The 22,476-nt window shown below is 67.8% G+C and carries 21 protein-coding genes; 9 read left to right on the top strand and 12 right to left on the bottom strand.

Annotation, left to right across the window (positions count from 1 at the left end; all coding sequences use genetic code 11):
* Nucleotides 1-115 precede the first annotated feature (115 nt).
* Nucleotides 116-1,813 (top strand): S8 family peptidase, encoded by a 1,698-nt coding sequence (locus OCI36_RS10570; protein ID WP_261665050.1) that lies wholly within the window; start codon nucleotides 116-118, stop codon nucleotides 1,811-1,813.
* Between the two features lie 57 nt (nucleotides 1,814-1,870).
* Here the strand turns inward: OCI36_RS10570 and OCI36_RS10565 are convergent, their stop codons facing one another.
* The 3 genes from OCI36_RS10565 to fdhF form a co-directional block, all read right to left on the bottom strand.
* Entirely contained in the window at nucleotides 1,871-2,653 is a 783-nt protein-coding gene (locus OCI36_RS10565) for a formate dehydrogenase accessory sulfurtransferase FdhD (protein WP_261665049.1), read from the bottom strand.
* Nucleotides 2,654-2,682: 29 nt separating this feature from the next.
* Nucleotides 2,683-3,165 carry a DUF1641 domain-containing protein gene (locus tag OCI36_RS10560; protein ID WP_261665048.1) on the bottom strand — a complete coding sequence of 161 codons (483 nt, stop codon included), beginning with the start codon at nucleotides 3,163-3,165 and terminating at the stop codon, nucleotides 2,683-2,685.
* Between the two features lie 76 nt (nucleotides 3,166-3,241).
* On the bottom strand, nucleotides 3,242-6,343 hold the full coding sequence (gene fdhF, locus OCI36_RS10555) for a formate dehydrogenase subunit alpha (RefSeq protein WP_409996738.1): 3,102 nt from the start codon (nucleotides 6,341-6,343) through the stop codon (nucleotides 3,242-3,244).
* Nucleotides 6,344-6,596: 253 nt separating this feature from the next.
* Here fdhF and OCI36_RS13375 point away from each other — a divergent pair, with 253 nt between their 5' ends.
* Genes OCI36_RS13375 through OCI36_RS10530 form a run of 7 tightly spaced genes read left to right on the top strand, consistent with a single transcriptional unit; the run spans nucleotide 6,597 to nucleotide 12,065 of the window.
* Nucleotides 6,597-6,767, top strand: coding sequence for a hypothetical protein (locus OCI36_RS13375; RefSeq protein WP_315941282.1), 171 nt, complete (start codon nucleotides 6,597-6,599; stop codon nucleotides 6,765-6,767).
* A 25-nt stretch (nucleotides 6,768-6,792) separates the two neighbouring features.
* Nucleotides 6,793-7,161, top strand: coding sequence for a 2Fe-2S iron-sulfur cluster-binding protein (locus tag OCI36_RS10550; RefSeq protein WP_315941281.1), 369 nt, complete (start codon nucleotides 6,793-6,795; stop codon nucleotides 7,159-7,161).
* A complete protein-coding gene (locus OCI36_RS10545) occupies nucleotides 7,158-8,117 on the top strand; it encodes an FAD binding domain-containing protein (RefSeq protein ID WP_261665047.1) in 960 nt (319 codons plus the stop codon). The genes OCI36_RS10550 and OCI36_RS10545 overlap by 4 nt, the downstream gene beginning before the upstream one ends.
* The gene (locus OCI36_RS13370; protein ID WP_315941280.1) at nucleotides 8,114-9,082 is read left to right on the top strand and encodes a molybdopterin cofactor-binding domain-containing protein; all 969 of its coding nucleotides are present in this window, start codon (nucleotides 8,114-8,116) and stop codon (nucleotides 9,080-9,082) included. Before OCI36_RS10545 ends, OCI36_RS13370 begins: the two co-directional genes overlap by 4 nt.
* The gene (locus OCI36_RS13365; protein ID WP_315941279.1) at nucleotides 9,033-10,379 is read left to right on the top strand and encodes a xanthine dehydrogenase family protein molybdopterin-binding subunit; all 1,347 of its coding nucleotides are present in this window, start codon (nucleotides 9,033-9,035) and stop codon (nucleotides 10,377-10,379) included. Before OCI36_RS13370 ends, OCI36_RS13365 begins: the two co-directional genes overlap by 50 nt.
* On the top strand, nucleotides 10,380-11,057 hold the full coding sequence (locus OCI36_RS10535) for an NTP transferase domain-containing protein (protein ID WP_261665046.1): 678 nt from the start codon (nucleotides 10,380-10,382) through the stop codon (nucleotides 11,055-11,057). It begins immediately after the preceding gene.
* A gap of 9 nt (nucleotides 11,058-11,066) precedes the next feature.
* On the top strand, nucleotides 11,067-12,065 hold the full coding sequence (locus tag OCI36_RS10530) for an NADPH:quinone oxidoreductase family protein (RefSeq protein WP_261665045.1): 999 nt from the start codon (nucleotides 11,067-11,069) through the stop codon (nucleotides 12,063-12,065).
* Nucleotides 12,066-12,089: 24 nt separating this feature from the next.
* On the opposite strand, the gene OCI36_RS10525 is transcribed toward OCI36_RS10530, so the two are convergent.
* Together OCI36_RS10525 and sstT are read right to left on the bottom strand one after the other, a co-directional pair.
* A complete protein-coding gene (locus tag OCI36_RS10525) occupies nucleotides 12,090-13,145 on the bottom strand; it encodes an XdhC family protein (RefSeq protein WP_261665044.1) in 1,056 nt (351 codons plus the stop codon).
* Nucleotides 13,146-13,202: 57 nt separating this feature from the next.
* The gene (gene sstT / locus OCI36_RS10520) at nucleotides 13,203-14,414 is read right to left on the bottom strand and encodes a serine/threonine transporter SstT (protein WP_261665043.1); all 1,212 of its coding nucleotides are present in this window, start codon (nucleotides 14,412-14,414) and stop codon (nucleotides 13,203-13,205) included.
* A 207-nt stretch (nucleotides 14,415-14,621) separates the two neighbouring features.
* On the opposite strand from sstT, the gene OCI36_RS10515 reads away from it, so the two are divergent.
* Nucleotides 14,622-16,331, top strand: coding sequence for a formate--tetrahydrofolate ligase (locus OCI36_RS10515; protein ID WP_261665042.1), 1,710 nt, complete (start codon nucleotides 14,622-14,624; stop codon nucleotides 16,329-16,331).
* A gap of 33 nt (nucleotides 16,332-16,364) precedes the next feature.
* Here OCI36_RS10515 and OCI36_RS10510 read toward each other — a convergent pair whose 3' ends face one another.
* Genes OCI36_RS10510 through OCI36_RS10480 form a run of 7 tightly spaced genes read right to left on the bottom strand, consistent with a single transcriptional unit; the run spans nucleotide 16,365 to nucleotide 22,455 of the window.
* On the bottom strand, nucleotides 16,365-16,835 hold the full coding sequence (locus OCI36_RS10510) for a phospholipase D family protein (RefSeq protein WP_261665041.1): 471 nt from the start codon (nucleotides 16,833-16,835) through the stop codon (nucleotides 16,365-16,367).
* The gene (locus OCI36_RS10505) at nucleotides 16,813-17,889 is read right to left on the bottom strand and encodes a hypothetical protein (protein ID WP_261665040.1); all 1,077 of its coding nucleotides are present in this window, start codon (nucleotides 17,887-17,889) and stop codon (nucleotides 16,813-16,815) included. The genes OCI36_RS10510 and OCI36_RS10505 overlap by 23 nt, the downstream gene beginning before the upstream one ends.
* 17 nt (nucleotides 17,890-17,906) lie before the next feature.
* Nucleotides 17,907-18,629 carry an SDR family oxidoreductase gene (locus tag OCI36_RS10500; protein WP_261665039.1) on the bottom strand — a complete coding sequence of 241 codons (723 nt, stop codon included), beginning with the start codon at nucleotides 18,627-18,629 and terminating at the stop codon, nucleotides 17,907-17,909.
* Nucleotides 18,626-19,162, bottom strand: coding sequence for a dTDP-4-dehydrorhamnose 3,5-epimerase family protein (locus OCI36_RS10495; RefSeq protein WP_261665038.1), 537 nt, complete (start codon nucleotides 19,160-19,162; stop codon nucleotides 18,626-18,628). The genes OCI36_RS10500 and OCI36_RS10495 overlap by 4 nt, the downstream gene beginning before the upstream one ends.
* Nucleotides 19,159-20,058, bottom strand: a complete 900-nt coding sequence (gene rfbA / locus OCI36_RS10490; protein ID WP_261665037.1) for a glucose-1-phosphate thymidylyltransferase RfbA — start codon at nucleotides 20,056-20,058, stop codon at nucleotides 19,159-19,161. The genes OCI36_RS10495 and rfbA overlap by 4 nt, the downstream gene beginning before the upstream one ends.
* Nucleotides 20,055-21,176, bottom strand: a complete 1,122-nt coding sequence (gene rfbB, locus OCI36_RS10485) for a dTDP-glucose 4,6-dehydratase (protein WP_261665036.1) — start codon at nucleotides 21,174-21,176, stop codon at nucleotides 20,055-20,057. Before rfbB ends, rfbA begins: the two co-directional genes overlap by 4 nt.
* On the bottom strand, nucleotides 21,169-22,455 hold the full coding sequence (locus OCI36_RS10480) for a glycosyltransferase (protein ID WP_261665035.1): 1,287 nt from the start codon (nucleotides 22,453-22,455) through the stop codon (nucleotides 21,169-21,171). Before OCI36_RS10480 ends, rfbB begins: the two co-directional genes overlap by 8 nt.
* Nucleotides 22,456-22,476 lie beyond the last annotated feature (21 nt).

The following is a 22,476-nucleotide window of genomic DNA, read 5'->3' as shown; positions in this document are numbered from 1 at the left end:
TTTGTTGGCGCGCAAAAAGTTCGTAAGAACAAAAAACCCTGTCCAGCACGCAGCAGATAAAGTTAAGATCAGATAACTTCATCCAGGCGGGCGGGTAGAAGGCCAGAGTGGAGATATGACTCCTTTGACTCCTATGGCCCCACGGCAGCGTTCTGGAACTGCCCCCTGGCTCCTCGGTGCCCTGCTGACCCTGGGCCTGACCGCCTGCGGTGGCGGTGGTAGCGCCCCGAATCCCGGCAGCGGTACTCCTGGGCCTTCTCAACCGGGCAATGTTCGCGTCAGCGGCGAAGTGCAGCTGCCGGCCGGCGCGCTCTCGGTTATGGCCGCGGAAACAGCAGAAACGGCCGACTGGGACGCCCCACACGTGCCTGACCAGTTGCTGGTGACCTCCGGTGGCCTCTCGGCGCAGTCGCTCTCACCCCAGCTGGCCGGACTGCGCACTGAAAGCCTGAGCGAACTGGGCCTGGTACGGGTGTGGACCCCGCAGCCGCAGGAGCTGGCGCAGCAGCTGGCTGAGAGCGGCATCGCCTCGCAGCCCGAATACCTCTACCAGGTGCAGGCCACCACGCCCAATGACCCCGGCTTTCCCGGAAACGCTGGGATCGACGTGGGCGGCATCCAGCATCAGGACTACCTGACCCAGATCGGGGCCGCTTCCGCCTGGCGGCAACTGCAGGGCCAGGGCAAGTCGCCGGCCGGCGTGCTGACTGCTGTGCTGGACACCGGCGCCGACCGCAGTCACCCCGACCTGAGCAGCCGGTTGAGGGGCGGCTACGACTTCTGCTCGACGGTTATTGGGGGCGGCTGCTCCGGTACCGACAGCGATTACAGCGACATCCTCACCGAGCCGCGTGGGCACGGCACCGCGATGGCCGGCCTGATCGGGGCCGCCACCAACAACGGGCGGGGCCTGAGCGGCATGACCTGGAGCGGTCCCCTGCTGGCGGTCAAGGTGCTGGGCGACCAGCAGGGCGGCAATGCTGCCTTTGCCACCACCTCCAGCCTGGCGGCTGGCCTCGGCTACGCCGTGAAGCAGGGTGCCCGGGTCGTCAACATGAGTCTGGGCATTCCCGGGCTGAAGAGCGATCCGGCGGTCCGCCAGCAGATCGAGCGCGCTGCGCAGGCCGATATCGTCATGATCTCGGCGGCAGGCAACACTCCGGGCGACGGCCTGTATTTCCCCGCCAACCAGCCAGAAGTGATCGCGGTCGGGGCTGTTAACCCGGCTGGGCAGATGTCGTGCTTCAGCGCCCGGCCGAAAGATGGCCAGAAGCTGGACCTGCTGGCACCCGGCGGCGAATCGGGCTGTGGCCGGGGCACCAGCACGATGCTGGAACTGGACCGGCTGGAACTGGACCGTAGCGGCGGCTACAAGCTGAGTGCCGGCACCTCCGAGGCCAGCGCACTGACCAGCGGGGCCGCCTCGCTGATCCGGGCCGCTTATCCTGGCCTGAAGGCCGCCCAGGTTCGTCAGGCGCTGCTGGAAGGCGGCAAGCCGTCGGCCGATACAGCGCAGCCGCAGCTGAACCTGCCAGGCGCGCTGGCCGCTGCGCAGCGCCTGAGCGGCACACCGGCGCCGCAGCCGAACCGCTACACGCTGATCGTGCAGGCCTATCAGAATGGCCGGGCGGTGGGAGCACCGTTCAAGCAAACCGCTGAAACGCTGAAGACACTGAAGCTGCCCTACACGCTGAACCTGCCACGCGGCCGCTACGACCTGCGCGCCGAAGTGGACACCTCCAAAGCGTCGTACCAGGGCCAGACCACGGTGGACGCCCAGGGCGACACCACCCAGAACATCGCCGTGCGCTGAGGACCAGCAGCAGAACAGGAGCCGAGGGCAGCAGTTGCCCCCGGCTCCTACTTCCGTTTAGTGCTCGTGCGCCCCTTCGCCCAGCAGCCGCTCGGCGCCGGTGTAAACCGTCAGGTGGCCGCCGCGTGCAAAGCCGGCCAGCAGCAGCCCAAACGCCTGGGCAGTCTGGGCCGCCAGGGTGGTGGCGCCCCCCACCCCGATCACCGCTCCGATGCCGGCCAACACCGCTTTCTGGGCAATTTCGTAGCCCAGGCGGCTGCTGATCACCAGCACGCTGCCGGGCCGGTCCAGCTCAGGCCGGTCCAGCGCCCAGCCCACCACCTTGTCGGCGGCGTTATGACGGCCGATGTCCTCGAAGAGGCACAGGAGACGGCCGTCCGGGCTGAACAGCGCGGCGCCGTGCAGGCCACCGCTGGCAGCAAAGCCGCTCTGCCCGGCCCGCAGGCGCTCCGGTAGGGCCGCCAGCAGGGCCGGGTCCAGCGGTGGCCTGGCGGGCAGAGCTCCCGTTCGCAGCAGCAGCCGTTCCACGCTGCCACTGCCACAGATGCCACAGGCGCTGGAGGTCTGGCGGGCCACATAGTCGGGCGGCACCTCGCCCCGCAGGTACCACAGATTGGGATTCTCCGGGTGCGGCTGGAGCTGGCCACTCAGGCCCTCAGCATGCAGCCAGCCTCGCAGCAGCTCGCGGTCAGCGCCGGGCGTGCGCATCAGCACCACCAGGGGGCGCTCCTCTTCTCCAGCCTGCCCGGCAGTCAGCAGGCGCAGTTCCAGCGGCTCCTCGGCGGCCAAGAGGTCATCGGCGGGAATAGGGTCCAGGCCAGCCGGGCCGTAGCGGCGCACCGGCCAGACTCCGTTGAGTGGGCTGGTGTTCAGCCGGGACGCTCCGTCTGTTCGCGCGCCTGCCGCAGCGAGGCGCCGATGCCTTTCAGCAGCCCGAAGGTGGCGCCTAGGGCCAGCTGCACATCCGAGTCGGCCAGTTGCTTCAGCGCACTGGCCGGCGACAACCGGGTGCCGACTTCCACGCTGCGGGCGGCCTGTTCCACGCCGCTGCCCAGCGCGCCGAGCAACGCTTCCAGCTCGCGGGGGTCCAGCGAGCCGGCCAGCTTGACCACTTCGACCAGGTTCCGCAGCACGGTGATACCGGTTTCACCGGTCAGCTTGTCCAGGGCCGCCGCGCTGAGGTTCTCGCCGCCGCGCAGCAGTTTGAGGGCCAGGTCCAGCCCGCCGCGCTGGTGCAGTTCAGTAAGCAATTCCAGCGCTTCGGTCAGGGCCGGCTCGGCCTGGGCGGTCGCCGTACCCAGCCGCTCGGCCGGGGTAGGGGGCTGCGGGGTGTATTCGATCGCTTTTGCCATCTTTCAGACTCCTTTGGGTGGTCCGGGCGGGGAGTGGGAAGGACCCGCGCTCCACTTCCACACCGGGCCAGGGAATTTAGTCGTCACTGCCGGAGGTGGCTGCGGCCTGCCCGGTGTTGTCCTCGGCAATGCCGCCCCGGTAACTGCCGTCGGGGAAGAAATAATCGTCGCGGGCCCACTTGCGCTCCACTTCCACGCCGCGCTGCGGGGTGGGGTGGCCGAAGCGGAAATTGTGGCGCGGCAGTGGCGAGGGACCACGCTCTCCCAGCACTTCCAGCCGCACCGCCGTGTCCTTGTAAGCAGGCGTATGGGTGATGCTGTCGCGGTTCTGGCCGGTCAACAGGTTGACCGAGCCTTCCAGCTCGCGCGAGTTCATGGGGATGTAAATCTGGTTGCCACTCACCCGCTCGGTGACCAGCGCGCGCAGGCGCACGGCGCCGTTCTTGCTCACCACCCGGACCCAGCTGCCGGTGTCCACGCCGCGCTCGGCGGCCAGTTCGGGGCTGATTTCCACGAACGCGTCTGGGGTCTTGGCGGCGATGCCGGCCACCCGGAAGGTCATGTTGCCCTCGTGAAAGTGCTCTAGCATCCGGCCCGAGTTGAGTTGCAGGTCGTATTCGGCGTCCGGCACGTTGACCGGGGCCACATACTCAGCCGGCCACAGCCGGGCCTTGCCGCCCTCGAAATGGAAGGCTTCGGTGTAGAGCAGCGGGGTGTCGGTGCCGTCTTCCGCCACTGGCCAGCAGAGGGTGTCGTAGCCTTCCAGGCGGCTGTAGTGCACGCCGGCAAACATCGGGCTGACCCGGGCCACCTCGTCCATCACATCGCCGGGGTGGGTGTAGTTCCAGCCCTGGGCGCCCATCCGCTGCGCCACCGCCTGATAAATCTGCCAGTCGGGCTTGCAGCCGGGCAGCGGCTCCATCACCTGATACAGCCGCTGAATACGCCGCTCGGTGGAGGTAAAGGTGCCTTCTTTTTCCAGGCTGGGCGCACCCGGCAAAATCACGTCGGCGTAGCGGGCAGTGTTGGTGAAGTACAGGTCCTGCACGATAAACAGTTCCAGCGACTCGTACCCGCGAATCAGGTGGTTCACGTCGGCGTCGGTCAGGCTCATTTCCTCGCCGGTCAGCCACATGGCCTTGAGCCGGCCCTCGGCGGCGGCGTCGATCATCTGGGTGTTGTCCAGGCCACGGTCGGGCCGCAGCCGGATGCCCCACTCGGCCTCGTGGCGGGCCACCACTTCGGGGTCGGTCACGCGCTGGTAGCCGCTCACCTGGTCCGGCATGGCGCCCATATCGGAGGTGCCCTGCACGTTGTTGTGGCCGCGCAGCGGGTAAGCGCCGGTGCCAGGGCGGCCGTAGTTGCCGGTCAGCAGCAGCAGGTTGGAAATGGCGGTGCTGGTTTCAGACCCGCCGCACTGCTGGGTCACGCCCATCGCCCAGGTGATGCACACCCGCTCATGTGAGGCAATAGTCTCGGCCAGATTCTTCAGCGTTTCCACGCTCCAGCCGGTGGCTTCAGCGGCGTATTCCAGGGTGTAGGGTGCCAGGCTGGCGCGGTATTCGTCCAGGCCGTCCACCCGCCCTGCCAGGAACTCTTTTGCTTCCAGCCCGTGATCCAGGATGTAACGGCTCACCGCATTCAGCCAGATGAAATCGGTGGCCGGCTTTGGCTGCAAGAACAGGTCGGCGCGGCGGGCCATCTCGTGTTCGCGCAGGTCCACCACAATGCTCTTCTGGCGGCCCAGTTTCTGCGCCCGCTTGAGCCGGGTGGCCAGCACCGGGTGGCTCTCGGCAGTGTTGGTGCCGATGCCGACGACCAAGTCAGCCTGCTCCAGATCTTTGATGGTGCCCGAGTCGCCGCCGTAACCCACCGTGCGGACCAGACCCACCGTTGCGGGGCTCTGGCAGTAGCGTGAGCAGTTGTCCACGTTGTTGGTGCCGATCACCTGCCGGGCGAACTTCTGCACCAGGAACGCTTCTTCGTTGGTGCACTTGCTGGACGCGACGAACGACAGCGCGTCGGGACCGTATTGACCCTTGATTTCGGTCAGGCGGCGGGCCACGTAGTCCAGCGCCTCATCCCAGCTGGCCTCGCGGAAGCGGTCCCCCTCGCGGATCAGCGGGGAGGTCAGACGCTCTTCGCTGTTCACGTAGTCCCAGCCGAATTTGCCCTTCACGCAGGTGGAGATACCGTTGGCCGCGCCCTGCTGCGGCTCCACTTTCAGAATCTTGCGGCCTTTGGTCCACACGTCGAAGGAACAGCCCACTCCACAGTAGGTGCAGACCGTCTTGGTGCGCTCGATGTACCCTTCGCGGCCCTGCGACTCGACCTCGGAAATGCCCAGAATCGCTTCCAGGCCGGTGCTGGGTTCCACCGCTTTAACCGCTTCTACCGCCGAGTTGAACACCGGCAGCGGCAGGTCGGTCATCAGGCCGGCCTCGCCCAGCATGCTCTTTTCCATCAGGGCGTTGCAGGGGCAGACCGTGACGCAGTGGCCGCAGCTGACGCAGCTCGACTCGCCAATCGGCTTGCCGCCGTCCCACAGCACGCGCGGCTGATCCATCTCCCAGCCGATGCTGAGAGTTTCGTTGACCTGCACATTCTGGCAGGCTTCCACGCAGCGGCCACACAAGATGCACTGGTCGGGATCGTAGCGGTAAAAGGGGTTGGAAAAGTCCTTTTCGTAGCCCTTGGGATGATAGGAGCGCTGCTGGTGTTCCAGCCGCAGGGTACTCAGGGTGTTGTGAACCGTGCAGTTGCCGTTGTTGTTGTCGCAGACGGTGCAGTACAGCACGTGATTGGCCAGCAGGCGGTCGTAGGCGTCACGCTGCACGGCCCTGGCGGCTTCGGTCTGGGTGCGCACCACCTGCCCGGCCTGCACCGGGGTGCCGCAGGCGCGGGTCAGTTGGCCGTCTATTTCCACCGTGCAGGTGTCGCACGACTGGATCGGGCCCAGCTGCGGGTGGTAGCAGACCTGCGCTAGCTCGGTGCCGGAGCGGTTGATCACGTCCAGCAGGGGTTCACCCAGCTGCGCGGGGTAAGGCACGCCGTCGATCTGAACTTCTACCCACTGGCCGCTGGCAGGATGCAGCGGGCCGGGCGGGAACACCAGTTCGGCGGTCGGTTCCTTGGGGCCGATGTTGTTGCTCAGGCTGGGATCGTCGGATTGGATCACGGGAGGCAGGTTACCTTTCAGGAGCAGCCTGAGCGCCCCGGCGGCGCACTCAGGACAGAGAGCAAGGTGAAACGGGAGCAAACAGGAAGAAAGGAGAAAGCAGGGAGCAAACAGGGAAAAACCGGCCCCACTATACGCCGCCCGGCAGCGCAGCAGACCCGCAGGTCAGGCCGGTGGGAAAGGCCAGAGAAACTTAATCCAGCACAAAGGATTTCTGCGCTCAGAGCGGCGGCGCGGCTGCTAGGCTGACCTGATGACCCAGACGACTTCCGAAGGGTCCGCCGAGCTTCAGAGTCCGCCCAGCGTGGCAGTGAACCTGAAGGTCAACGGACGAGATCAACAGCTGCACCTCGACCCCCGCGTTTCCCTGCTGGACGCCCTGCGTGAGCACCTGAGCCTGACCGGCACCAAAAAAAGGCTGTGACCATGGGCAGTGAGGCTCCTGCACCGTGCTGGTGAATGGTGAGCGCCTCAACGCCTGCCTGTCGCTGGCCGTGATGCATGACGGCGACGAGGTGACCACCATTGAAGGGCTGGGGACTCCGGACGACCTGCATCCCATGCAAGCCGCCTTTGTGGAGTGCGACGGCTTTCAGTGCGGCTACTGCACCCCCGGCCAGATCATGTCGGCCGTGGCGGTGCTGGACGAGATTGAGCGCGGAGAGCCCAGCCACGTCACCGCGGACCTGAACAAAGTGGAGTTCAGCGACGACGAGGTGCGCGAGCGCCTGAGCGGGAACATCTGCCGCTGCGCCGCCTACCCCAACATCGTTGCAGCGGTGCGCAGCGTGCACGAACATGAAGGAGCCGGCGAATGAGGGCGTTTGAATATGTACGGGCCGAAGACGCCGCGCAGGCACCCGGCCTGCTGGAAGACAGCGGCAAATACCTGGCCGGCGGCACCAACCTGCTGGACCTGATGAAGCTGGGCATCGAAACCCCGGCGCAGTTGGTGGACCTGAACCGCGCCGGCCTGGAAGACATCTCGGACACCGAAGGCGGCGGCCTGAAAATCGGCGCCGGCGTGCGCAACACCGACCTGGCGGCGCATCCCCGCGTGCGGCAGGACTACGCGGTGCTGAGCCGGGCCATCCTGGCCGGAGCCTCGGTGCAGATTCGTAACCGCGCCACCACCGCCGGGAACTTGCTGCAGCGCACCCGCTGCCCCTACTTTTACGACACCGACCTGCCCTGCAACAAGCGTGAACCCGGCACCGGCTGCGGCGCCCTGCACGGCGTCAGCCGCTCGCTGGCCGTGATCGGCACCTCGGACGACTGCATCGCCAACTATCCCGGCGATATGGCGGTGGCTCTCAGCGTGCTGGACGCCACCATTCAGACCCAGCAGGCGGACGGCACGGAGCGCGACATCTCCATCCACGACTTTTACCGGCTGCCCGGCAACACCCCGCACATCGAAAACGTGCTGGAACCGGGCGAAATGATCCTGTCGGTCACGCTGCCGGTGCCGCTGGGCGGGCAGCACTTTTACCACAAGGTCCGCGACCGTCAGTCCTACGCTTTTGCGCTGGTGTCGGTGGCAGCCGTGGTAACGGAGGACGGACAGGCGCGGGTGGCGTTCGGCGGCGTGGCGCCCAAGCCCTGCCGGGTGCCGGAAGCCGAAGCCCAGTGGGCGCAGGGCGCCCAGGCGGTGACCGATGCGGCCTTTGAAGGCGCCCGGCCCACCGAACAGAACGCGTTCAAGCTGGACCTGGCCCGCCGGGCTGTCCAGGCCGTGATGAACGCGGCAGAGCACAACGGAGGAGCAGCATGAGCGGCAGCAAGTTCGACACCCCCGCCGGAATCAACCCGCTGGACCAGGAAAAAGTCCTGACCCGGCCCCACCCCCGCAAGGAAGGCCCGCTCAAAGTGACTGGGCAGGCCACCTACGCCTACGAATACGGCCACCAGCAAGGCGAGCCGCAAAACGCGGCCTACGGCTATCTGGTCGGGGCCGGCGTGGCCCGCGGCAAGGTCAAGTCGGTGGATCAGAGCGCCGCGGAGAAGATGCCCGGCGTGCTGCTGATTCTGACCCACGAGAACATGCCGGCGCAGGGCGAGAGCGAATCCCCGGTGCCGCAGGAAAACGACAGCACTCCCCAGATGTCCGACGACGAGGTGGATTACTACCACCAGGCGGTGGCGTTCGTGGTGGCCGAAACCTTCGAGCAGGCCCGCGCCGCCGCGCAGGCTCTGGTCATCGAGTACGAGGACCAGACGGACGAGGGCGATTTCGTGCTGGCCGACGTGATGGCCGAAGCCGAGCCGGCCGGCGACGACGACGAGAGCAAGGACCAGAAGGTGGGCGACTTTGCCGGCGCTTTCGAGCGGGCCGCCGTGCAGCTGGACGTGACTTACACCACGCCGTACCAGTCACAGGTCATGATGGAGCCGCACGCCTCGCTGGCCGAGTGGGACGAAGCCGGCGAGCAGCTGACGCTGTACACCTCGCATCAGGTGGTGCACTGGGTGCAGCGCGGCGTGGCCAAGACCCTGGACATGCCGCAGAAAAATGTCCGGATCATCTCGGCCTATATCGGCGGGGGTTTCGGCTCCAAGCTGATGTTCTATGGAGACGCCGTGCTGAGCGCGGTGGCCGCCCGGATGCTGGGCCGCCCGGTCAAGTGCGCCCTGACCCGCCCGCAGATTTTCAACCACACCAGCCATCGCCCCGCCACCATTCAGCGCCTTGCGCTTCGGGGCCGATCAGGAAGGCCGCATTCACGCTCTGCGCCATGATTCCTACTCCGGAAATCTGCCGGGGGGCAGCGCCGAGACCGCCAGTCACCAGAGCGAGCTGCTCTACGCCGGCGAGAACCGGCTGGTGCGCCAGCGCCTCAGCGAACTGCACCTGCCGCCGGGTGGCTCTATGCGCGCGCCCGGCGAAGCGGTGGGCATGCTGGCGCTGGAATGCGCCATGGACGAGCTGGCCGAGAAGTTGGAGATGGACCCCATCGAGCTGCGCGTAATCAACGACATCGGCTACGACCCGGAAAAAGGCCCCCAGCGGCCCTTTTCCAGCCGCAAACTGGTGGACAGCCTGCGGCGAGGCGCCGAAGCGTTCGGTTGGGACCAGCGAGTGGCGCAGCCGGGGCAGGTCCGTGACGGCGAATGGCTGATCGGGCTGGGGGTGGCCAGCGCTTTTCGCGGCAACCAGCAAAAGCCCAGCGGCGCCACGGCCCGGCTGGATAGGGGCGGCAAGATCACCGTCGAAACCCAGATGACCGATATCGGCACCGGCTCCTACACCATTTTGGGCCAGACCGCCGCCGAGATGTTGGGCGTGGAGCTGGACGACGTGACCGTCAAACTGGGCGATTCCGACTTTCCCAAGTCGAGCGGCTCGGGCGGTTCCTGGGGCGCCAACAGCTCGGCCACCGGCGTGTACTACGCAGCCGACGAGCTGCGCAACAAGATCGCCAAGGCAGCCGGGTATGACCCCAAGCAGGCCGTGTTCAAGGACGGCGAGGTCTGGGAAGGCGACAAATGCACTCTGCTGGGTGTGGTGGCCGCCAAGGCCCCCGAGCCGATTGAGGCCACCGTCAACGCTACTTTTGGCGACCTGAGCGAAAAATACGCCCAAGCCAGCTTCGGGGCGCACTTCTGCGAGGTGGCGGTTCACAGCGTGACCGGCGAAATCCGGGTGCGGCGCCTGACCAGCGTGGCGGCGGCCGGCCGGATCTTCAACCCGGTGACGGCGCGCAGCCAGTGCCTGGGCGGTATGACCATGGGCGTGGGCGCCGCACTGATGGAGGAACTGCAGGTGGACGAGAACCTGGGCCTGTTCGTCAACCACGACCTGGCCGAATACCACGTGCCGGTCCACGCCGATATTCCCGACCTGGACGTTATTTTCCCGGAAGAGCTGGATGATAAGGCCTCGCCTATCAAGGGCAAGGGCTTAGGCGAGCTGGGCATCTGCGGCGTGGGCGCGGCGGTCGCCAACGCGGTGTACAACGCCAGCGGGGTCCGCATCCGCGAGTACCCGCTGACGGTGGACAAGGTGCTGGCCGGCTGGGCCGAGCAGGGCCGCTAGATGCGGCTGGCCGGTATTCTGCTGGCCGCCGGCAAAGGGGAGCGGATGCGTCAGGCGTCCGGCTCCCTTTTTTCTGGCGAGCCCGCCGGGGCCCCCAAAGCCCTGCCGCCCAAAGTGCTGGTGCCCAAAGTACTGGTGCCGCTGACCGGGCAGCCGCTGTGCCGCCACGCCGGCGCGGCCCTGGCTGGCGCTGACGACGCGCTGCGGCTGGCGGTGGTGCCGCCTGGCGAGCTGGGCGCCGAGGTTGCGGCGGCGCTGGACGGGCTGGGGTTCGAGTGCGTCATCAACCCGCAGCCGGGGCGGGGGCTGCTCTCCTCGTTTCAGGCAGCAGTACAGGCGCTGCCGGCCGAGATAGGCGGGGCCGTCTTCGCCCTGGCCGACATGCCGCTGGTGAGCCTGGACACCCACCGGCAGCTGCGCGAGGTGGCTGCCAATGCAACGCCCGAACAGGTGGCCGCCGTGCAGTGCGTGTACGGCGAGGTGGCCGCGCCGCCGCTGCTGCTGCGCCGGGCACTGTTCCCCGAGTTGCTGGCGCTGGACCCCACCGACCACGGCCCGCGTCAGCTGCTGCGGCAGTACCGGGCACAGACAGCCGAGCTGCAGCGACCCGCCGCCGAGCTGCTGGACGTAGACACGCCCGAAGCGCTGTCTCAGGCAAGGAAAATTGTTCCGCGCTAGTCTGGGCGAATGTCTGAAACAGAAACCATGCGCACTGTCGTTGCCGTCCACGAAGGGCGCCCTGCCGAAGCCCTGGAATTCCAGGAAGTGCCCGTACCGCAGCCGGCCGCCGGCGAGGTGCTGCTGAAGGTGGAAGCGGTGGGTATCAACTACGCCGACGCCCTGGCCGCCATGAACGAGTACCTGACCCGCACCCACTATCCTTACGTGCCGGGCATGGAATTTGCCGGGCGGGTCGTCTCGCTGGGTGAAGGTGTAAGCGGCGTGCAGGAAGGCCAACTGGTGGCCTGCCTGGCTGGGCACGGAGGGCTGGCCGGCTACGCCAGCGTGCCGGTCAGCGCCCTGGTGCCGGTGCCGCAGACCTACACCCCGGCGCAGGCGGCCGCCTTTGCGGTGTCGTACATGACCGCTTTTCACGCGCTGCGTACCCTAGGCTACGGCGAAGCGGGCCAGTGGGTGCTGGTGCAGGCGGCCGCCGGCGCACTGGGGCAGGCCAGTATCCAGATGGCGAAGGCGCTGGATATGCGGGTGATTGCCATGGCCAGCACCGAAGAGAAACTGGAACTGGCCCGCGGGCTGGGCGCCGACGTGACCCTGCTGCAAGACGACCCCGAGCGGGTGGAAAAAGTGCGTCAGGCGGCCGGCGGCAAAGGTGTGCCGCTGATTCTGGAAATCGTGGGCGGCCGGCGCATCAACGAGAGCGTGGCGATGGCGGCCAGCCGGGGCCGCATCATCCTGATCGGCAACGCCAGCCGCGAGGAAGTCAGTCTCAACCCAACCCACCTGATGAAACGCAACCTCACCATGACCGGGCTGTGGCTCAACAGCCTGCTGCGTGATCCCCAGGCACAGGCCCAGGCAGCCGCCGAGTTCGCGGCGCTGCTGGAAAAAGGCCAGATCGTGCCGCAGCCGGGCCCCAGCTACCCGCTGAGCGAAACCGCCCAGGCGTTCGAGGACCTGCTGGGCCGGCGCACCACCGGCAAGGTCATCATCGAACCCTGGCGCTGATCCCTGGCGGCGGGCCGAGAGCCGTTACTCGGCGCGTTTTTGAGATAAGGACTGTCCGCTACCGCCGTACATCACGGCGGTCAGCTCGGCCAGAATGCTCAGGGCAATGCCGGCCGGGGTTTCGATGTTGAGGTCCAGCCCTGCCAGCGAACGGACACGCTCCAGCAGCTGCCGCTCCACGCCGGTTTCGGCCAGGAACTCCAGCACCGCCCGGCCACGGCGGCGGCTCGCGACCATCGCCACATAAGGCACGTCGCTGCCCAGCACCTGCCGCAGCACCGGCACCTCGTGGCCGTAGTCGTGCGAGATGATGACCAGGCTGCTGCGGGCCGACAGCGGCGGCAGCTGCAGGTCCTGGTCGGGGCGGCTGAGCAGCAACGCGTGGGCGTCGGGCAGGCGCTGCGGGTTCAGGCGGCCGGGCCGGTCATCGCAGACGGTGACACGCAGCCCGGCGGTGCGGGCCATTCGCGACAGCGGCGCCGCAATCGGGCCGGCGCCCACGATGACCAGTTCGGCCGGGGGCAGCCGGGTTTCCAGAAAGGCGCTGCCGCTGCGCTCCAGCACTTCCGCGTCCAGCGGCAACGCCGCCGCCTGCGCGGCCAGGGCCGGATCCGGCTCGCTGCCGGCGGTGCCATCGGTAACCACTTCACCGGCCTGGGTCAGCAACAGAGGCGTCCCTCCTGCGCCCAGCGGCGTGACCAGCCGCAGCACCTCGCCGCGGGCGCGGGCTGCCGCTGCGGCCGTCCACAACCGCGAATCCGGGGGCGTGGGCACCAGCTGCACCGTGACCTGCCCGGCGCAGGTCATGCCGAACTCGTAAGCTTCCTCGCTGCCCAGGTTCACGTCCAGCAGCCGGGGCTGGCCGCTGGCCCGCACCTCGTCGGCAGCCCGGCGCAGTGCGCCTTCCGCGCAGCCGCCCAGCGTAACCGACCCCAGCGGCTCGCTGCCGGGCAGGAAAATGGCGCGGCGGCCCAGCGGCTTGCGGCTCTCGCCGGCGCCCACCAGGGTCGCCACCACCGCCGGGGTGCCGGCCGGCAGGCCAGTCAGGGCCCTCAGAAAGTCGTCAAAAGTCTCGTCCACTTCCCGCAGCATAAAAAAGGCCCGCGCGCAGCGGGCCACAGGAAGGTGACGAACGGTTTAGGTTTCCTGCCCCCCCGCGCGGCGGGCCGCGAAATCGGCGGTGGCGGTGAACAGCACATCGGTGCTGGAATTCAGGGCCGTTTCGGCCGAATCCTGAATCACGCCGATGATAAAGCCCACGCCCACCACCTGCAGGGCAACGTCCTCGGAAATCCCGAACAGCGAGCAGGCCAGCGGAATCAGCAGCAGCGAGCCGCCCGCCACCCCCGAAGCCCCAGCCGCGCTGATGGTCGCCACCAGGCTCAGCAGCAGCGCCGAGAGTGGGCTGACCTCGGTGCCCACGGTATGGGCTGCGGCCAGCGTCAGCACCGTGATGGTGATGGCCGCGCCCGCCATGTTGATGGTGGCCCCCAGCGGGATGGACATGGAATAGGTTTCCTCGCGCACACCCAGTTTCTCGGCCAGTGCCAGGTTCACGGGGATATTGGCCGCCGAGGAGCGGGTGAAAAAGGCGGTAATGCCGCTTTCGCGCAGGCAGGTCAGCACCAGGGGGTAGGGGTTGCGGCGCAGCTTGAACCACACGATCAGGGGATTGATCACCAGGGCCATGGTCAGCATGGCGCCCAGCAGCACCGCCAGCAGCCGGCCATACGACAGCAGGCCGTCAAAGCCGGTTTCGGCCACCGTCGAAGCCACCAGGCCCAGGATGCCCAGCGGCGCAAACGCGATTACCCAGCGCACCACCTGCGACACGGCGTCGCCGGCTTCCTGCAGCATTTGCCGGGTGCCGGCGCCGGCCTGCCGCAGTGCCAGCCCCAGCAGCACCGCCCAGAACAGAATGCCGATGTAGTTGGCTTCCACCAGCGCCCGCACCGGGTTCATTACGGCGTTGCTCAGCAGATTGGTCAGCACCGTCACCACGTCTCCGGGCGGGGCAGCGTCCTGCACGGCAGTGGCCAGGGTCAGCTGGGTGGGAAAGGCGAAGCTGAAGGCCACGGCCAGCAGCGCGGCGGAAAAGGTACCCAGCAGGTACAGCCACAGCACCGACCCCATATTGGTGTCCTGGCCCTGCTGGTGGCCTGAGATGGCCGCAATCACCAGCACGAACACCAGCACCGGGGCCACCGCTTTAAGCGCACCCACGAACAGGGTGCCCAGCAGGCCCAGCGCCGCGCCGGCTGCCGGCCACAGCAGGGCCACCCCGGCGCCGATCAGCAGACCGACAATAATTTGGGGCACCAGACCCCAGCGATTCAGAACTTTCCACATCTTTTTTCTCCTCCCCCTGCTGGCCTACTCGGGCCAGAGCACCGTTCAGGCGCGGCAGAACTACAGTCATGCCGCCCCGCACGCCAGTTATCGGTCCGTTGGCCGCTCACCATACCCCAAACCGTGGGTCTCAGCAGCGGCGGTGTCCAGCGGAAACGGACTGCACCGGGCAGCGGCCGGCGCCGGTTTGCCATAGTGAAAAGCACCATGACAGCTCAGCAGACTTTGCCCTCCGATCTGGAGATCGCCCGGCAGGCCGAACTGTGGCCGCTCGGTCAGGTGGCTGCCCGGGCCGGGATTCCCGAAGAGGACCTGATTCCCTACGGCCGCCACGTCGCCAAGGTGGACCTGCGGGTGCTGGACACCCCCGCCGGGCGGCCGCCGGCGCGGCTGGTCGTGGTTACGGCCGTGACGCCAACTCCGCTGGGCGAGGGCAAGACCACCACGGCGGTGGGCCTGGCGCAGGGGCTGGCCGCCAGCGGCAAACAGGCCACCTTGACCCTGCGCCAGCCCAGCATGGGGCCCACTTTCGGCGTCAAGGGCGGGGCAGCCGGCGGGGGCTACAGCCAGATCGTGCCGATGGAGGCGCTGAACCTGCACCTGACTGGCGACTTTCACGCAGTGACGGCCGCCCATAACCTGCTGGCCGCCATGATCGATGCCCATCTGTTCCACGGCAACCGGCTGGAGATCGACCCGCAGAACATCTCCTGGCGCCGGGTGCTGGATATGAACGACCGCGCGCTGCGGAACGTGGTGACCGGGCTGGGCAGCCGGCAGGACGGCGTGCCGCGGCAGACCGGGTTTGACATCACGGCCGCCTCGGAAGTGATGGTGATTCTCAGCCTCGCCACCTCGCTGCAGGACCTGCGGGCGCGCCTGGGCCGGATCGTGATCGGGTTTACCCGCAGCGGCCAGCCGGTCACGGCCGAGCAGCTGGGCGCAGCCGGCGCGATGGCCGTCATCCTGAAAGACGCCCTGCAGCCCAACCTGATGCAGACGCTGGAACACACGCCCGCGCTGATTCACGCCGGGCCTTTCGGGAACATCGCCACCGGCAATTCCAGCGTGATGGCCGATCTGGTGGGCAGCCGCGCCGCCGATTACCTGATTACCGAAGCGGGGTTCGGGGCCGATATGGGCGCCGAGCGGTTCTTCAACGTGAAATGCCGGGTGTCGGGCCTGCGCCCGGCCGCCGCCGTGCTGGTGGTGACGGTGCGGGCGCTCAAAACGCATTCGGGGCGCCACCGGGTGGTGGCCGGCCAGCCGCTGCCGGCCGCAATGCTGGAAGAAAACCCAGGCGACGTGCGCGCCGGCGCCGACAATCTACGCAAGCACATTGAGATCGTGCGAGGTTTCGGGGTGTCGCCGGTGGTCGCCATCAACGTGTTCCCGGGTGATTTTGACAGCGAACACGCCGTGATCCAGGAGGTGGCGCAGGCGGCAGGTGCCCGGGTAGCCCGCGCCACCCACGTGGCGGACGGCGGCGCCGGAGCCACTGAACTGGCGCAGGCCGTGATGGCCGCCTGCGAAGACCCCAGCGACTTCCGGCCCACCTATGACCTCGCCGACCCGCTGGTGACCAAGCTTGAAAAAGTGGCCTGCGGTGTGTACGGGGCAGACGGCCTCGACCTCAGCCCGCAGGCACGCCGGGACCTCAAGCGGTTCGAAGAGCTGGGATACGGGCATTTCCCGGTGGTCATTGCCAAGACCCACCTCAGCATCTCCAGCGATCCTAGGCTGCGGGGTGCGCCCACCGGCTGGCGGCTGCCGGTGCGCGAGGTGCGGGCCGCTGCGGGGGCCGGCTACGTGTATGCCATCTGCGGCGACATGCGGACAATGCCGGGGCTGGGCCGGGCCCCAGCTGCCTGCAAGATTGACCTGGACGAAAACGGCGAGATCCAGGGCCTGTTCTGACTCCTGCTGAACTGGGAAACTATGGGGCTGTTCTCAGCGGGGAGCGGACCACCACGGCTCCGGCAATTCCACACCCTGTGCCCACTCGGCCGCAAAATTGGCCTGCACCGCTGCCACAGCCTGCGGGTCGCTGGTCGCCAGGGCATATTCGGTCAGCCCACGCGGCCCAAACGAGGAAAAGTGCAGGTTGGTGCTGCCCACCACCGTCATCTGGCCGTCCACAATGACAGCCTTGGTATGCAGGCGGTGCGGCGCCCAGCGCACCTCCAGCCGGTCTGCCGCGCCGGCACGCGCCAGGTCGTCCCGCAGGCGGCGCAGCAATGCCCAGTTCTCGGTTGCCAGCGGCTGGCCCTGGTCCAGCAATAGGCGAACCCGCACGCCACGCTGCTTGACCGCGGCCGCCACCGCCTGCCAGGCCGGCAGGCCCGGGCCGCGGGCCGAGCAGCCGGGGGTCCGGCCCAGCACCAGATCACAGGCCAAGTCACCGCCGACTTGCGCCTGCATCAGGTCCAAGCGCTGCTGCGAGGCTGCCAGCAGAGCCACCAGCGCCGCGTCCGCCTGCTCGTAGCCGCTGCGGCGGTACAGCGGGTAGACCAGAGCGGTACCGGCTGTCGGCGGCGCTGAGACCCAGATCAGCGGCGCAGAAGGCACTGGCGGGCCCAAGGTGCAGGCAGCCCGCACCTGCGCTGAGGTGGTGCGTGTACCCAGACCCGGCGGACAGGTCAGCGACCGGGCTGAGGCTCCAGAGGTCTTCAAAGGCGGCCACCGCCTGCCGCGCCACCGGACCTTTTACTGCCAGCCCCAGGTCGTGCGATCCCCGGCCGCCCGGCGTACTGAGCGGCAAATGCAAGTTGCTGATGTTGAACCCCCCGGCCAGCACCCGCTCACGGTCTGTGACCAGCAACTTGGTGTGGCTATGTGGCACCGCAAAAGCGTAGTCGGCCAGTTCCAGCCGCCAGGGGCCCTCGGCCTCGCCGGTCAGGGGCAGCCCCGCCGCCAGCAGGTCCTGCGCGGCGTAGTCCAGGCTGAGGCGCGGGTCAAGCGGCGCATCTTCGGGCCGCACCGAATGCCCCAGCAAAATCCTGACTGTCATGCCCTGTGGGTAAGCTTCCGGGTGCGCCAGCACGTCGGCCCGCAGGTCCGCAGTGGCCTGGGCCAGCAGGCGCCCAGGCCACTGCGGCCCAGAATCCCAGACCATGTTTGCCAGCAGCACCTCGCTGCGGGCCTGCCGGATCTGCGCGGCCAGCTCACGGTAGCCGCCCTGCGGGCCCAGCTGCTGTGGGTCGCCGGGCAACTCCAGCAGCTGCAGAAACAGGTTGCCGCAGCTCAGCTCGGCACCCTGGCCGCGCAGGTGGTCATACAGCACCCGGTCCAGACGGGCAGCCGGGCGTGGACAGTCGGTCATGGTGGCCCCACCACGCAGGGCCGTCGCTGAGGGAGGCGGCAAAGTGCCGGTCTGCACCGAGATGGGGCCCAAGTTGAGCTGCCCGCCGGGTGCGGGTGCAGCAGGGCCAGCCGCCTGAGCCAGCGGCCAGAGCGAGAGACACAGGGCCAACACGGCAGAGCGTTTCAGTTTCAGGGGATTCTCCATTGCTGTGAGAGGGCCCGCCAGCGGCTGGAATCCAGGCTGACATCCTGCGGCAGCGGGGTGGCCATGTCGGCCCGCCGCACCGGGCGCACGTCAGGCCGGGACAGCCGGGCCAGTTCATAGACGCTGCGGCGCACAGAAGAGACATGTAACGGTCCGGCGCCCAGCTCCAGCGCGTGCTGAACGGCCAGTGCCAGCTCGGGCAGCAGTACGTCCAGATAATCCTGCGAGGTATAAGCGTCGGTAACGGCCTGGGGGTGGGGAAAAGGCCGCTCACGGAAACTGGTGCGCAGCAGCAGGGCACCGGCCTGCCGGGCCGCTTCCTCGGCCACCAGTTTGGTCAGGCCGTAATAGGTGGTGGGCACACCGGGCGGGTCGTCCTCACGGTACTGGCCCCGGTCACCCTGGAAAACATAATCGGTGCTGACAAACACCAGCCGGGCACCGTGGTCGAGCGTCGCCCGGGCAATGTGCCGGGTGCCTTCCACATTGACCTGCCAGCAGGTGGCCCGGTCGGTTTCGGCGCGGGCCACGTCGGTATAGGCTGCCGCGTGCAGAATCAGGTCGGGGCGGTAGGCAGCCACGGCAGCCTGCACCTGCTGCGACCGGGTCACGTCCAGCTCAGCATGAGACGGCCACCAAGCCTGGGGGAAAAAGGTCCGCAGTGCACGCCCCAACCGGCCACTGCCGCCGGTGACCAGCAGCCTCATCCGCGGTCCTCCTGCCACAGCTCCGGCCCAAAGTAGTCCCAGGGCAGCCGGCCCTCGTTGGGCGCGGCCGGGTCAAAACTGGCGTCCACACCGTACAGCAGCAGTGCCCCGTCCGGGCCGGCCTGATATCCGTGGGCCACCCCACTGGGAATAAACAGGGCGGCTGGTTCCTCGGCGCTCAGCAGCACCCGCTGACGCTGCCCGCTGGTCGCGCTACCGGCCCGCACGTCGACCAGCCACACCAGCAGCTGTCCCTGCACGGCCGTCCAGAGTTCATTTTGCGGTTCCCTGGGATGCAGGTGAAAAGCGTTCACCCGGCCCGGTGCGGCCCAGGACACACTCAGCTGCGCCGGCACGAACCCGGCCACTGCCGGCTGAGACAGCTGGCCCTCATTCAGCCGCAGCCACTCCATAAAGGCGCCGTTTTCGCTGCGGTGTTTGCGCAAAGGGTGCAGCTGCACGCCCTCCAGGGGTTCGGCAGCGCCGTAAGTCTGAAAAGTGACGTCACGGGTCACAGCGTCGGTCAGTTTCATGGTTCTTCCTCCAGCAATTCGGGGGGCGTGTCCAGCAGGGTCTGAAGGTGCTGGGCGTAGGAGCTGCCCTGGCCCAACTGCCGAATCAGGCGCTGCACCTCGCCGCGGCCAATCCAGTCCTGGCGGTAGGCGGCTTCTTCCGGTGAGCCGATTTTCAGGGTTTGCCGCCGCTCCAGGGTCTGCACGAAGGCGGACGCTTCCAGCAGCGAGTCGTGGGTGCCGGCGTCCAGCCAGGCGTAGCCGCGGCCCAGGCGCTGCAGATTCAGCGAGCCACGGCGCAGATAAGCGGCGTTCAGGTCAGTAATTTCCAGCTCGCCCCGCGCTGAGGGAACCAGCTGCGCGGCCAGGGCAGGGGCTTGCCCATCATAGACATACAGCCCCGTTACCGCCTGATTGGAAGGCGGCACCGGAGGTTTTTCCAGCAGGGCCGCCGCCCGGCCGTCCGGGCCGAAAGCCACCACGCCGTAACGCTGAGGGTCACTGACCGGATAGGTGAAAATGGTCGCGCCGGCCGTATGCCGCGCTGCCCGAAGCCGCTGCCCCAGCGCCGGCCCGTGGAAGATGTTGTCGCCCAGAATCAGGGTGCAGCCGCGCCCCTGCAAGAAAGGCGCGGCCAGCAGCAACGCCTGCGCGATACCGCCCGGCTCGGGCTGTGCCGCGTACTGCAGCTGGACTCCCCACTGCTCGCCGCTGCCCAGCAGAGCTTGAAACTGCGGCTGATGCTGCGGGGTGGTGATCACCAGCAGGTCGCGCAAGCCACTTTCCATCAGGGTGGTCAGCGGGTAATACACCATCGGCTTGTCGTAAACCGGCAGCAGCTGCTTGCTGAGGGCCAGCGTGGCCGGATACAGCCGGGTGCCCCGCCCACCTGCCAGGATGATGCCCAGCTGGCTCATGACCCGGCCTCTGTGATAGGCGCAGCGTTTTCTAGAGAGCCAGAATGTTCCGGAGAGCCGGTGCTTTCCAGAGAGCTGGCGCCGGCCAGCCGGGCCGCGTACTGCCGGCGGTAATAAGTCCCGAAATCCCCGGCCCGCAGCGCGCGCCACCACTCCGGGTGCTGCCGGTACCAGCGGGCCGCCTGCACGATGGCCTGCTCGGATGTCAGCCGTGGCTGCCAGCCCAGTTGCCCCAGGCGGGAAGTATTCAGTGCGTAGCGGCGGTCGTGTCCCGGGCGGTCGGCCACCTGCCGCAGCAGGGCTCTGGGTGCGTCCAGCGTCTCCAGCACCAGCTCGGCCATTCGGCGGTTGGCCGTTTCGGTGCCGGTGCCTACGTTGAAGATTTCTCCGGGCGCCCCCTGCTCCAGCACCAGGGCAATGGCCGAGCAATGGTCCCCGGCGTCCAGGTAATCGCGCTGCTGCCAGCCGTCACCGTACAGCGGCAACGGCTCGCCCAGCAGGGCATTGGTGGCGAACAGCGAGACCACCTTTTCCAGATGCTGCCAGGCGCCGACTGTGTTGGACCCCCGCGTGATGGTGGCGTGCAGGCCGTGGGTGTGCACGTAAGCCAGCGTGAAATGATCGGCCGCCGCCTTGCTGGCCGAGTAGGGGCTGCGCGGCAACAGCGCAGCGTCTTCCCGGCTGCGTTGCCCGGCAGGAATATCCCCGTATACCTCGTCGGTGGACACCTGATGGAACCGCAGGCCCAGGGCCAGGGCGATGTCCAGCAGCACCTGGGTGCCCAGCACGTTGGTCAGGGTAAAGACCTGAGAAGCCTGAATGGACTGGTCCACATGAGTCTCGGCGGCAAAGTTGACCAGCATATCTACGCCGCTTTCCTCACATAGACGGCGCACCGCTGCCCCATCGGTGATATCGCCGGTGACGACCCTGAGGCGCGGGTGCCCGGTCAGGTCAGCCAGTCGCTCGGGGCTGGCTGCATAGGTGAGTTTGTCCAGCACAGTGACCCGGGACGCCGGCTGCCGGCTCAGCCAATGCCGCACGAAATGGCTGCCAATAAAACCCAGACCGCCGGTCACCAGCAGATGAGACAGCGGAGGAGCAGGAATCTCAGGCATGTGCGGCTCCCCTGGCGGCCACTCCCGCAAAGCGCGCCTCAATCAGGTCGGCAGCCTCGCGGGGAGCGTCGTGCTGCGCGAGTTCGGCGGCAAAGCGGCGGGCTTGACGGCGCTGAGGGCTGTTTGCGGCCAGCAGGGCCTGGACCGCGCGGCGCAGGGCGGCCGGCCGGGGCCGGGAAGTGCCCAGATTCAGGCCGGCTCCAGCGTGAGCCACCCGCGCCGCCACTTCGGCCTTGTCCTCGCTGCGGCCAGCCATCACGCACGGCACACCGGCCGCCATGGCCTGCATTACGCCGCCGTAACCACCGTTGGTCACGAACACACTGGCCTGGGGAAGCACCTGGGCAAACGGCACGAAAGCTGCCGCAAAAGCGTTGGCCGGCAGCGGAGGCAGCGTCTGCGGGTCCACGCCGACCGCCACCACGGTGACGTTGTCACCCGCCAGCGCCTGCAGGGTGGGCCAGATCAGCTGCTGCGGGTCAGTGGCCAGGGTGCCCTGGGTCACCAGCACCAGCGGGCGCCCGGACCGCTGCACCTGCGGCCACCATTCCGGCAGAGGGCGCGGCACATGCGGTGGTTGCAACGCCCCGATAAAGTGCAGCTGCGGCGGCAGGTCGCTGCGGAGATATTCCAGCTCTGGCAGGCTGGGCTGCAGCATCAGCGCCGGGGCCACCGGGGGCGCGAAGGAACGCTCAGGCAAACCCATGCGCCGGCACAGTGCTGCCAGATCACGGTTGACCTCTCCAAATACCGCCCACTTGGTCAGGCGGTCCAGCAGCCGGTAGGCTGGGCGCTGCCAGGGGCAGGTCACTGGAGGCAACCCCAGGCCGAAAGGAGCGGTGTCCCGGCTGACAATGCCCAGCGGCAGCACCCCGAGCAGCGCGGCGGGCGGCCCACCCAATTCCTCATGTAGCAGAGCGGCGGCCACCGTCTGGTCGGCCAGCACCAGGTCGTGCGGCCAGGCACGTTGCAGGCCGCGCAGGTCGTACAGCTGCCCTTCTATCTGGCCCACGAACACCTCGCGGACATCAAAGCGCAGCTTTTCCAGGCCGGGGCGGTGGTTGTCCCGGCCCGGAAAAGCCGCCCCGAAATCGGCGTCGTCATAGTCGCGGGCATGCACGAACGGCTCAAAGCTGGCCCCAGTTCGCTCGGCCTGCGCGGCATATTTGCGGCCGGTGTACCAGCGCAGCCGGTGCCCACGGGCATGCAGTTCGTGGGCAATGGCCGCCATCGGCGCCACATGGCCGGCAATCGGCTGGGTTGCAATCAGGATGTTCACGGGCTTTCTCTCCTTCGAGTT

Origin of the sequence: Deinococcus sp. Marseille-Q6407 (assembly GCF_946848805.1) — a bacterium.
GTDB lineage: Bacteria > Deinococcota > Deinococci > Deinococcales > Deinococcaceae > Deinococcus.
This window is presented reverse-complemented; position numbering and strand designations above follow the sequence as displayed.

Bases quoted from the DNA above. Each gene is read 5' to 3' on its own strand.
- OCI36_RS10570 (WP_261665050.1), top strand. From the start codon at position 116: ATGACTCCTTTGACTCCTATGGCCCCACGGCAGCGTTCTGGAACTGCC.
- OCI36_RS10560 (WP_261665048.1), bottom strand. From the start codon at position 3,165: ATGGCAAAAGCGATCGAATACACCCCGCAGCCCCCTACCCCGGCCGAG.
- OCI36_RS13375 (WP_315941282.1), top strand. From the start codon at position 6,597: ATGACCCAGACGACTTCCGAAGGGTCCGCCGAGCTTCAGAGTCCGCCC.
- OCI36_RS10545 (WP_261665047.1), top strand. From the start codon at position 7,158: ATGAGGGCGTTTGAATATGTACGGGCCGAAGACGCCGCGCAGGCACCC.
- OCI36_RS13370 (WP_315941280.1), top strand. From the start codon at position 8,114: ATGAGCGGCAGCAAGTTCGACACCCCCGCCGGAATCAACCCGCTGGAC.
- OCI36_RS10535 (WP_261665046.1), top strand. From the start codon at position 10,380: ATGCGGCTGGCCGGTATTCTGCTGGCCGCCGGCAAAGGGGAGCGGATG.
- OCI36_RS10530 (WP_261665045.1), top strand. From the start codon at position 11,067: ATGTCTGAAACAGAAACCATGCGCACTGTCGTTGCCGTCCACGAAGGG.
- sstT (WP_261665043.1), bottom strand. From the start codon at position 14,414: ATGTGGAAAGTTCTGAATCGCTGGGGTCTGGTGCCCCAAATTATTGTC.
- OCI36_RS10515 (WP_261665042.1), top strand. From the start codon at position 14,622: ATGACAGCTCAGCAGACTTTGCCCTCCGATCTGGAGATCGCCCGGCAG.
- OCI36_RS10510 (WP_261665041.1), bottom strand. From the start codon at position 16,835: ATGCAGGCGCAAGTCGGCGGTGACTTGGCCTGTGATCTGGTGCTGGGC.
- OCI36_RS10500 (WP_261665039.1), bottom strand. From the start codon at position 18,629: ATGAGGCTGCTGGTCACCGGCGGCAGTGGCCGGTTGGGGCGTGCACTG.
- OCI36_RS10495 (WP_261665038.1), bottom strand. From the start codon at position 19,162: ATGAAACTGACCGACGCTGTGACCCGTGACGTCACTTTTCAGACTTAC.
- rfbA (WP_261665037.1), bottom strand. From the start codon at position 20,058: ATGAGCCAGCTGGGCATCATCCTGGCAGGTGGGCGGGGCACCCGGCTG.
- rfbB (WP_261665036.1), bottom strand. From the start codon at position 21,176: ATGCCTGAGATTCCTGCTCCTCCGCTGTCTCATCTGCTGGTGACCGGC.